A 9,842-nucleotide genomic window follows, 5' to 3' on the forward strand; every position below is an offset into this window, starting at 1 on the left:
CTCCAGCCAGCGATATGGCCAGAGCCCCTTTCTCTAAACGTGCCAGTTCAAGAGGCGGACAAGATGTCCGCGCTCCCAGCTAGACCCAGCTGTCGTCGTCCGAGCCATCCGGCCCGTCGTCGAAGCTGTCATCATCCGAATCATAGCTGGCGTCCTGGACATTGTCGTCGTTGCGATCGTCATTGTCCCGGTTATCGCTGGCGTCGCGCGTGTTGTCGTCGCGGTCCTTGTCCGAGCCTTCATTGATGATGGTCTCGTTGACGGTGGTGCCACCACCTCCCCAGGGGCTGTTGCCGCCGCCGAGCAGGCCATCGCCGCCACCGCCGAACATCGAGCGCACGCCTTCGAAGAGCAGTGCGCCGCCGGCGACGCCAGCCGCCGTTTGCAGGGCGCCCGAGAGGAAGCCGCCGCCCTGGCGGGCCTGAGGCTGTTCGGGCGCCTGTGCCTGCTGGAAGGGCGGGCGGTCGCGCTGGCCCCCGAAGCCCTGGAGGGCCGAGCCGGCACGCTCCAGGAAGGATTGCGGCCGCTGGGGCTGCTCGGGCTGTTGGGGAGCCTGCTGGGCGGCCTCGCGCGCCGCGGTTTCCGCCGCCTGGACCCGGTCATGGGCCTCGTGCAGAGCCTGGTCCTGGACCAGGACCGTCTGCACCAGGGCATAGGCCGCGCCTGGGGAGCGGGCCATCTCAGCCGCGATGGCGCTCTCGGCCTCGGCATCGCGCCCGCTGGGAGCGGCGGTGCGCAACCGGTTGAACAGATCCTCGATGAGGGTTTTCTCGTTCGGGGTCATCCTGAAATCTCCTTCGCGGCCATGGCCCGGAGACGGGCCGCAACGCCTCCCATGTGGGAGCATCGGTGGGATCGGACAAGAACCAGCCCGAAATGGGGCGGATTACAAAGGATTAATGGCAGGAGAAGACGACGATATCACGGCTGGGAGGAGACATGACAGGACGAGGCGCGACTCGCCTCCCCCACGAAGCTGGGGGAGGTGGCATTGCGAAGCAATGACGGAGGGGGTGTGGTCAGAATAAAGCGCCCGAAGCGAGACTGAGTTACTGCTTCCTGCGCCCTTTCCTGGCCACACCCCCTCCGAGCCGGCTTCGCCGGCCCACCTCCCCCAGCTTCGTGGGGGAGGCTTCGCGGCGCGCCCTTCTCGAACTTGGAAGCGCCCCTCAATGCGCCTCTTCCCAATTATGCGCCGCCCTGGCGTCCACCTGCAGCGGCACTTTCAGCGCGAGGGCAGGAAGTGCCGCGCCTTCCATCACCCGCGCCACCACCGGAAGCGTCGCCTCGACCTCTTCCTCCGGCGCCTCGAACACCAGTTCGTCGTGCACCTGCAGCAGCATCTTGGCCGAGAGGCCGGCCTTCACCAGCGCCTGGTCCATGCGCGCCATGGCGCGGCGGATGATATCGGCGGCCGAGCCCTGGATCGGGGCGTTGATGGCCTGGCGCTCCACGAAGGAGCGCTCGGACGGGTTCTTCGATTCGATCGCAGGGAAGTTCATCTTGCGGCCGAAGATCGTCGAAACGAAACCATTGGCCCGGCATTCGGCCTTCATGCGGTCCATGTAGTCGCGGATGCCCGGAAAGCGCTCGAAATATTTCTTGATATAGGCCCCTGCCTCCTCGCGCGGGATAGAGAGCTGGTTGGCGAGGCCAAAGGCCGAGATGCCGTAGATGATGCCGAAATTGATCGCCTTGGCCCGCCGACGCACCAGGGGGTCCATGCCGGCGACCGGCACGCCGAACATTTCGGAGGCCGTCATGGCGTGGATGTCGACGCCCTCGTCGAAGGCCTTGGTGAGCTGGGGGATGTCGGCGACATGGGCGAGCACACGCAACTCGATCTGAGAATAGTCGGCCGAAATCAGCTTGCAGCCAGGCGCGGCGATGAAGGCCGTGCGGATCTTGCGGCCCTCCTCGGTACGCACGGGGATGTTCTGCAGGTTCGGCTCGGAAGAGGAGAGGCGCCCCGTCGTGGTCGCCGCCAGCGAATAGGAGGTGTGCACCCGGCCCGATTTCGGGTTGACATAGGTGGGCAGCGCGTCCGTATAGGTCGATTTCAGCTTGGTGAGCTGGCGCCAATTGACGATGCGGCGGGGCAGCTCGAGGCCCTGGTCGGCAAGATCCTCCAGGATCTGGGCCGAGGTCGCCCATTGGCCGGTCGCCGTCTTCTTGCCGCCGGGAATACCCATCTTGCCGAACAGGATGTCCCCGAGCTGCTTGGGCGAGCCGACATTGAAGGTCTCCCCCGCGAGCTCATGGATCTCAGCCTCCAGCCTTGCCGCGCTCTGGGCGAATTCACCGGAGAGGCGCGCCAGGATCTGGCGATCGATCATGATGCCGCGCGATTCCATGTTGGCGAGCACGGTGACCAGCGGGCGCTCCAGCGTCTCGTAGATGGTGGTCATGCCCTCGGCCACCACCCGGGCCTTGAACAGCAGCCACAGGCGCAGCGTCACGTCGGCATCCTCGGCCGCATAGGCGGTGGCGCGCTCGATCGGCACCTGGTCGAAGCCGATCAGCGACTTGCCGGAGCCGCAGACTTCGGAAAAGGCGATCGGCTTGTGGCCAAGATGGCGCACGGAAAGCTCGTCCATGCCGTGATTGCCGCGCCCGCCATCGACCACATAGGACATCAGCATGGTGTCGTCGTAGGGCGCCACCTTCACGGCCTGCTCGCCCATCACCAGCGTGTCATATTTGAGGTTCTGGCCGATCTTGAGGATGGAGGGGTCCTCCAGGATCAGCCTCAGCCGCTTCACCGCCTCGACGGGATCGACCTGGCCGGCCATGGTGCCGCCGCCGAAGAGATCGGCCTTGTCGCGGTGGCGCAGCGGCACATAGCAGGCGTGTCCCGGCTCCAGCGCCAGCGAGAAGCCGACGAGATCGGCCTGCAGCGCATCGAGCGAGGTGGTCTCGGTGTCGAAGGCGACATAGCCCTGCTCGCGCGCCCTCGCCACCCAGGCATCGAGCGCCTCCAGGCTGCCGATCGTTTCGTAGGAATCGGTCTTGAAGGGGATGGCGATGAGCCCGGCTTTGACGCTTTCGACCAAGGCCGCGGGCGTGCCGGCATCGGCCGGGCCGGCAGGTACGGGCAGGCCGGTGGTGTCGATTACCGCCTTGGCCGCGGGCCGGGCCGGCGCCACGGAGAAGTCGCTGTCCGGAATCTTGAGCTTCTCGTCGGGCGGGATGTCGTCGAGATTGAGCCCGGAATCTTCGGCGATGCGGCGGGTGAGGGTGGAGAACTCCATGGCCTTGAGGAAGGCGATGGCGCCCTTGGCATCGAGGCCGGGGGCGATCAGGTCCTCGATCGGCGTCTCCAGCTTGACGTCGGTGACGAGCTTGACGAGCTCGCGCGAGATGCGGGCGAGGCCCGCATGCTCGATCAGGTTCTCGCGGCGTTTCTCCTGCTTGATCTCGCCGGCGCGGGCAAGCAGGCTTTCGAGATCGCCATACTCGTTGATGAGCTGTGCCGCCGTCTTCACGCCGATGCCGGGCACGCCGGGCACGTTGTCGGTGGAATCGCCGGCCAGCGCCTGCACGTCGACCACCTTGTCGGGGGTGACCCCGAACTTTTCGAACACCTCGGCCTCGCCGATCAGGCGCTCGGGCCGCGAGCCCTTGGCCTTCTGGTCGCCGGAGGCGGGATCGAACATCACCACGCCCGGCTGGATGAGCTGCATCAGGTCCTTGTCGGCCGAAACGATGGTGACGTCGGCGCCCGCCCGGACCGACATCACGCAATAGGTGGCGATGAGGTCGTCGGCCTCGTAGCGGATCTGCTCCACCGGCCTCAGGCCGAAGGCGCGCACGGCATCGCGCATCAGCGGGAACTGCGGCACCAGCTCCTCGGGTGGCGGCGGGCGGTGGCCTTTGTAGTCGGGATAGATTTCCTTGCGGAAGGAATCCTCGGATTTGTCGAAGATGATGGCGAGATGCGTGGGCTTTTTGCCCATCACCCCTTCCTTGATCATCTTGTGCAGCACGTTGCAGAACAGCCGCACGGCGCCGGTCGGCAGGCGGTCGGAGCGGTAGTTGTAGCGGGCGTCCTGGTTGATCGACTGGAAATAAGCCCGGAAGATGAAGGACGAGCCGTCGACCAGGAAGACGTGATCGCCTTGTCCGGGTGCGCGGGGGGCCGAAGTCATGGAAGCCTCATCCTGGGTGCTGATTCTTGAAGCGCGATCATACTCGTTGGGACACAGAAGGATACTGGGAGCGCGGACATCTTGTCCGCTCTTGCTTTCCGCTGGCGCTGCGGCTTCTCGGTAAAGGGTGCGTTTCCAAGAGCGGACAGGATGCCCGCGCTCCCAGTGATTGCGCCCCATCTCCCGCGCGCCTACATTTAGCTCATGTCTATCTCTTCCGAAGAACTCGAGCGCTATGCGCGCCACATCGTCATGCACGAGGTCGGCGGGCCCGGGCAGCAGGCGTTGATGCGGGCGCGGGTGCTGGTGATCGGGGCTGGTGGCCTCGGGGCGCCGGTGCTGCTTTATCTGGCGGCGGCGGGCGTCGGCACACTCGGCATCGTCGACGACGACACGGTCTCGCTCTCCAATTTGCAGCGCCAGATCATCCATGCGACGCCCGATATCGGCAGGCCCAAGGTCGAGACGGCGGCTGAGGCGATCGGCCGGCTCAACCCCCATGTGAGAGTGGCGCCGCACGCGTTCAGGATCGATGCCGCCAACGCGCCCGGCCTGATCGCGGACTACGATCTCGTCATCGACGGCTCGGACAATTTCGACACGCGCTATGCCGTCTCCGATGCCTGCTTTCATGCCCGCAAGCCCTTGATCATGGGCGCGCTCGGCGTGTTCGACGCCATGCTGACCACGCTGCGCCCCTTTGAGCGCAATACCGAGGGCGAGCCCAATCCCACCTGGCGCTGCCTCTTCCCGCAGAAGCCGCCGCCCGGCGCCATTCCAAGCTGTTCGGAGGCGGGCGTGCTCGGGGCGCTTGCCGGCGTGCTCGGCTCGATGATGGCGCTGGAGGCGATCCGCGAGATCGTCGGCTTCGGCACCGGCCTCACCGGCCGTCTCATCCATCTCGACGCGCGCGACATGCGCTTCGGCGAGACCCTCTATGGCTGGGACCCCGACAACCCACTGAATGGCGAGGCGGTGCAAGCAAAAGACGCTGACGCGATGGCCTTCCCCGGCTGAGTGTGGCAAGCACGGCGGATGACAGAACTCCGCCCCTACAGCCGCGTCTTCCTGCGCGCCCTCACGCTCGACGCCCATATCGGCTATTACGCCCATGAGAAGGGCGTGACGCAGCCGCTGGTCGTCGATGTCGAGCTCACGCTCGCCGGCGAAAGCTTCGGCCGGGACGATATCCACGGCACGGTAGACTACGACAGGGTGGCCAAGATCGCCCGCGAGCTCGCCGGCGAACATGTCGACCTCCTCGAAACCTTCGCCGAGCGCCTCGCCACGCGCTGCCTGGCGCTCGGTCTGGTGAAGGCGGTGCGCGTGCATATCGAAAAGCCGCGCGCCGTGCCGGAGGCGATGGCGGGCGTGGAGATCGTCAGGGTGAAGGATTAAGCGCAACGTCGGAGGCGTTCCTGGGACCGCAGGCGTCTCGCCTGCCCTTCCTTGTCTGCACACGAACCGGTTCAAGATGCAGGCGAGACGCCTGCGGTCCCAGGAACGCATCGACCGTCGCCGCTTACTGAAGCAGCGGGACGTCGCGGCCTCGGGCATACCCAAACGCTGCGCTTCCAAGAGCTAGCTGGAAAGCCGGCGCTCCCAGCCCCCAGATTACAAATTGGCAAGCACGGGTTCCCTCTCCCGCCCACCCTCTCTATTTTGCGCCCGAATTCTGAATCGGGTTGGGAAGCCAAATGGAAAAATGGATCGAACGCGGGCTGGTTGCCTCACGCTGGGTGATGGCGCCGTTCTATATCGGGTTGGTGATCGCGCTCCTCGTCGTGTTGCTGAAGTTCGGCCAGGAACTCTTACATTATATCGAGGGGTCCTATTACCTGTCGGGGGAGGAGACGGTCGTCGGCGCGCTGGAAATGGTCGACCTGGCGCTGCTCGGCAGCCTCATCTTGATCGTGATCTTCTCCGGCTATGAGAATTTCGTGTCCCGTATCGACGGCACCGACCACACCACCTGGCCGTCCTGGATGACCAAGGTCGATTTCGCCGGCCTCAAGCTGAAGCTGCTGGCCTCGATTGTGCTGATCTCGGCCATTCAGCTGCTCAAGGGCTTCATGCAGATCGAGAAACTGACGGACCGCGACCTCTATTGGCTCGTCGGCATCCATGTCGTCTTCATGCTGTCCAGCGTGCTGCTGGCGCTGTCGGACTGGCTGCAGGCCAAGGCCGGACATGGGGACGAATAACCGCGAGTACGCCAGCTTCTAGTTTGCTACCACTGGCCTCGCGCCGGGCCACAGCAGGGCCGCGAGGCAGAAAGTGCAGGCGATGGCAGCCGCTCCATCACGACCGAAAGCGCAAACAGGACAATGGCGATCAGGACGACCACCAGGGCGGTTCGCCGCAACGGGTTCTTCTGCACCGGCGCCGGCTTGACGGCGGCCGGCGCATCGGGGCTGGCCGCCTCGCTTATCAGTGTGCCCCGGTCGCAGCAGCGATGACGCCGAGGTCGCGGAAGCTGGAGATCATGAGCTGGACGGCGAGCGCCGACAGCAGCAGGCCGACGACCTTGCCGACCACCACCATGGCGCCCCCGCCACCCTTCTTCAGCAACCGGTCGGCCGACAGCAGCACCCCCAGATTGACGGCCATGATGGCAAGCACCATCACCGCCATGGCGATCAGTTCGCCGATGCTGTCCTTGGTGGCGACGATGGTGGTGATCGCTACCAGGCCCTGCGGCGTTGCCATCATGGGAATGGCGAGCGGGTAGACGGCGATATCGGCGGAAGGCAGGGCGTCGCCGACATCAACCTTCTTTTCGCCGCCCATCACCATGTCGAGCGCAAAGAGCAGGAGGATCAGGCCGCCGGCAATCTTCAGCGCCGGCAGCGAGACGTGGAACACACCAAGCAACCATTGCCCGGCGAAGACGAAGACGAGACAGACGATGGCAGCCACGGTGACCGTCTTGAGGGCCACGTGACGCTTGAAGGCGGCGTCGGCCTTGGCTGTCAACTTGGCATAGACAATGGCCGCTTTGAGCGGGCCAATGGTAATCAACAAGATCACGAAAACGTCCGCCAGCCCGAGATCGGTGCCCATGCTCGCTCCCCATCAACGGCACCCCCGGCGCCTGCACGCAACACGTGCGTATGAGGCACTGTGAGCGTGGTGGGTGGCGATATCAAGCGACGCTTGGCGTTACCACATGCACCGCGCTGCGTGAGGGGTGGGTGATGGCCTGCCGACCGCCGACCCTCACGGCGCCGCCAGCACCTGCCGGCAGGCCGGCGGCAGTTCGGCCAGGACCATCTGGTGGGGCGGCGGCGGGTTGGGGTTCAGCTTCGGGTGCAGCACCGCGTCCGAGAACCAGTAGTCGAGATCCTTGCCGCAGCCGTCGCCGGCCGGCGGTGGGGTCTGGGGCTTGCAGGTCGGGCTGTTGGCCGGGCACAGGACGCGCACGTGGAAATGATAGTCGTGCCCGTAGATCGGCCGCACCTTGGAGAGCCAGCCGCGGTCGGCCCCCGCGTCGCGGCAGAGCGCCTTCTTGATCGCCGCATTGGCGAAGATGCGTTCGACCTGCGGGTCCTGCGCGGCAGCCTTGATGATCGCCATCTGGCCCGGGGTCCAGGCCCGGGAGACGTCGAGCCTGTCGGTTCGCACCATCATCACGGCGCTCATCGTTTCGCGCTCCTGCCTGGAGAGCGTGTGATCAGGCATCGGCGTCAGCCAGATGTCGGCGTCGAGGCCGACCTGATGGGAGGCGTGGCCGGTGATCATCGGCCCGCCGCGCGGCTGGGCGATGTCGCCGATCAGGATGCCCGGCCAGCCGGCCACGCGGGGGGCCTGGTTGGCGAGCTTCTGGATGAAGCGGATCATCACCGGATTGCCCCAGGCCCGGTCGCGCGAGGGGCGCATCACCTGCCAGGTCGGCCCGTCGGCGGGCAGCTCGACGCCGTTGGAAAGGCAGCCCTTGGCGTAGAAGCCGATGGAGTTGAGGCCGAGATTGGCGGGCGTCGTCTTGCGGCCGAAGAGCTGCTTGGCGGGCGTCGCCGGCGTGACGGTGGCGAGCGGCGGCAGCTTGTAGCCGGGCGGGGTGACGTCCTGCGCCAGGACCGGCGCGCTTCCCATCGCGGCCAGAAGGGAGATGAGCGGCAGGCACCCCTTCAGGGACGGGACGGCCCGAACAAGACGGTGCATGGAGACTCCCGCGAATTTGATTCGTTCGCCGATCCTAACCTGTCTTCCGGCCGGCGGCAGCCTCCATGCTGTGATTCAAAATGGGACTCGCACAAGGGGCGGACGACAACGAAAAATTAGCCCTCCCGATTCATGCTTTGTTCAGCTCGATCGTTTCGGGATTCCGAACGCGGCCTGTGCCAAATCGCATGGCGGCGGCAGCCCAGAACGGCGAATGTCAGTGAGCCACATCGAGGAGCCCTGTCATGCCTGCCCTGGGACTTATTGCCAAGTATCGTTGGATTGCCGTTTTCTTCGCCCTGTTTGCGGGCATCCTGTTCCAAGCGGCGCCGGCCGCGGCGGGCGTGATCGCCAAAGTGGATATCGCCACCCAGAGCATGACCGTGATCGTGGACGGCAATGTCGAGGCGGTTTGGGCCGTTTCGACGGCGCGCAAGGGCTATTACACGCCGCGCGGCACCTACCAGCCCAAGGCGCTGCAGCGCATGCATTATTCCAAGAAGTATCACAATTCGCCGATGCCCTATTCGGTCTTCTTCAAGGGCGGCTATGCGGTGCACGGCACCTACGAGGTCGGCCATCTCGGCAAGGCCGCCTCCCATGGCTGCATCCGCCTCGCCCCGAAGAATGCCGCCGCGCTCTACCAGCTCATCCGCAGCCACGGGATCGCCTCGACGCAGCTTGAGATCAGCTGAGCCGGGGGCCTCGGACCCGGCTTTTCGTGAGGCGGTACGGGCAAGAGCCGGGTCTGAAGACCCGCCTCCCGATGCCGTCCGCCGAGAATTGAAGTGTCGCGGGATCGTGAACACTCACCGGCTCCACGTCCCACCCGCTTGAGCGAGATGAGACGGCTGAGAAGGAGCCGCGCCCTCGAAGTCTCCTCTCCCCGTAAGAACGGGGCGAGGGGACGCAATCGACTCGTGCGATTTTTTGGCGTCTCATCTCGCCCAACCGAGATCAGTTTCCACGAATTCCGCCCGTAATTCTCCCGAATCCGCATGGCAGCCGTGCACATTCGCGCGAGAGGGCCATCCTCGTCTTGACGCCCGGCCCCCGCGTTCCTAGCTTCAGGCAACGGATATTTGCGTGGCGATTCCGCCATTCCCGCAGTGGAGAATTCTCAAATGGGTGCCAACACGATCAAGGTCACGGATGCGTCCTTTGCGGACGATGTGCTGAAGTCCTCCGAGCCGGTTGTCGTCGACTTCTGGGCCGAGTGGTGCGGGCCGTGCCGCATGATCGCGCCGGCGCTCGACGAGATCGCCACCGAGATGGCCGGCAAGGTCAAGATCGCCAAGCTCAATGTCGACGAGAATCCCCAGATCGCCTCGCAGTTCCGCGTGATGTCGATCCCGATGTTGATGGTGTTCAAGGACGGCAAGCCCGCCGCCCAGAAGCTCGGCGCCGCACCCAAGAGCGAGCTCTCGCGCTGGATCTCGGCCGCCGCCGCGGCGTAACCGGGAGCGCGGACATCCTGTCCGCTCACTGGTGCACCTTAAGTGTTGAGTGCCTCGGGGCGGTAGCTGTGGTGCA

Annotated in this window: 9 protein-coding genes; 5 read left to right on the top strand and 4 right to left on the bottom strand. The window is 65.3% G+C overall.

What is annotated here, in order from left to right; translation table 11 throughout:
* Positions 1 to 79: 79 nt before the first annotated feature.
* Positions 80 to 784 (bottom strand): DUF2076 domain-containing protein, encoded by a 705-nt coding sequence (locus QQL24_RS14420; protein WP_284312885.1) that lies wholly within the window; start codon positions 782 to 784, stop codon positions 80 to 82.
* A gap of 385 nt (positions 785 to 1,169) precedes the next feature.
* The gene (gene polA / locus QQL24_RS14425) at positions 1,170 to 4,148 is read right to left on the bottom strand and encodes a DNA polymerase I (protein ID WP_284312887.1); all 2,979 of its coding nucleotides are present in this window, start codon (positions 4,146 to 4,148) and stop codon (positions 1,170 to 1,172) included.
* Positions 4,149 to 4,352: 204 nt separating this feature from the next.
* Between polA and QQL24_RS14430 the strand changes: the two genes are divergently transcribed.
* The 3 genes from QQL24_RS14430 to QQL24_RS14440 all read left to right on the top strand — a co-directional run bounded on the left by QQL24_RS14430 (position 4,353) and on the right by QQL24_RS14440 (position 6,352).
* Complete coding sequence (locus tag QQL24_RS14430; protein ID WP_284312889.1) at positions 4,353 to 5,165, top strand: HesA/MoeB/ThiF family protein; 813 nt, start codon at positions 4,353 to 4,355, stop codon at positions 5,163 to 5,165.
* Between the two features lie 18 nt (positions 5,166 to 5,183).
* A complete protein-coding gene (gene folB / locus QQL24_RS14435; protein ID WP_284312890.1) occupies positions 5,184 to 5,546 on the top strand; it encodes a dihydroneopterin aldolase in 363 nt (120 codons plus the stop codon).
* Between the two features lie 299 nt (positions 5,547 to 5,845).
* Positions 5,846 to 6,352 carry a TIGR00645 family protein gene (locus QQL24_RS14440; RefSeq protein WP_284312891.1) on the top strand — a complete coding sequence of 169 codons (507 nt, stop codon included), beginning with the start codon at positions 5,846 to 5,848 and terminating at the stop codon, positions 6,350 to 6,352.
* Positions 6,353 to 6,578: 226 nt separating this feature from the next.
* Here QQL24_RS14440 and QQL24_RS14445 read toward each other — a convergent pair whose 3' ends face one another.
* Both QQL24_RS14445 and mepA read right to left on the bottom strand, forming a co-directional pair.
* A complete protein-coding gene (locus QQL24_RS14445; protein ID WP_284312892.1) occupies positions 6,579 to 7,211 on the bottom strand; it encodes a MarC family protein in 633 nt (210 codons plus the stop codon).
* Between the two features lie 156 nt (positions 7,212 to 7,367).
* On the bottom strand, positions 7,368 to 8,309 hold the full coding sequence (mepA, locus tag QQL24_RS14450; RefSeq protein ID WP_284312893.1) for a penicillin-insensitive murein endopeptidase: 942 nt from the start codon (positions 8,307 to 8,309) through the stop codon (positions 7,368 to 7,370).
* Positions 8,310 to 8,554: 245 nt separating this feature from the next.
* Between mepA and QQL24_RS14455 the strand changes: the two genes are divergently transcribed.
* Positions 8,555 to 9,004: a L,D-transpeptidase gene (locus QQL24_RS14455; RefSeq protein WP_284312894.1), complete on the top strand. Its 450-nt coding sequence runs from the start codon at positions 8,555 to 8,557 to the stop codon at positions 9,002 to 9,004.
* Between the two features lie 429 nt (positions 9,005 to 9,433).
* The gene (trxA, locus tag QQL24_RS14460; RefSeq protein WP_284312895.1) at positions 9,434 to 9,766 is read left to right on the top strand and encodes a thioredoxin; all 333 of its coding nucleotides are present in this window, start codon (positions 9,434 to 9,436) and stop codon (positions 9,764 to 9,766) included.
* Positions 9,767 to 9,842: the final 76 nt, after the last annotated feature.

The organism is Labrys miyagiensis, from assembly GCF_030160835.1.
Lineage (GTDB): Bacteria > Pseudomonadota > Alphaproteobacteria > Rhizobiales > Labraceae > Labrys > Labrys miyagiensis.

Excerpts from the sequence above, each read along its gene's own strand:
- mepA (WP_284312893.1), bottom strand. The coding sequence starts at position 8,309 with ATGCACCGTCTTGTTCGGGCCGTCCCGTCCCTGAAGGGGTGCCTGCCG.
- QQL24_RS14440 (WP_284312891.1), top strand. The coding sequence starts at position 5,846 with ATGGAAAAATGGATCGAACGCGGGCTGGTTGCCTCACGCTGGGTGATG.
- trxA (WP_284312895.1), top strand. The coding sequence starts at position 9,434 with ATGGGTGCCAACACGATCAAGGTCACGGATGCGTCCTTTGCGGACGAT.
- QQL24_RS14455 (WP_284312894.1), top strand. The coding sequence starts at position 8,555 with ATGCCTGCCCTGGGACTTATTGCCAAGTATCGTTGGATTGCCGTTTTC.
- folB (WP_284312890.1), top strand. The coding sequence starts at position 5,184 with ATGACAGAACTCCGCCCCTACAGCCGCGTCTTCCTGCGCGCCCTCACG.
- QQL24_RS14445 (WP_284312892.1), bottom strand. The coding sequence starts at position 7,211 with ATGGGCACCGATCTCGGGCTGGCGGACGTTTTCGTGATCTTGTTGATT.
- polA (WP_284312887.1), bottom strand. The coding sequence starts at position 4,148 with ATGACTTCGGCCCCCCGCGCACCCGGACAAGGCGATCACGTCTTCCTG.
- QQL24_RS14430 (WP_284312889.1), top strand. The coding sequence starts at position 4,353 with ATGTCTATCTCTTCCGAAGAACTCGAGCGCTATGCGCGCCACATCGTC.
- QQL24_RS14420 (WP_284312885.1), bottom strand. The coding sequence starts at position 784 with ATGACCCCGAACGAGAAAACCCTCATCGAGGATCTGTTCAACCGGTTG.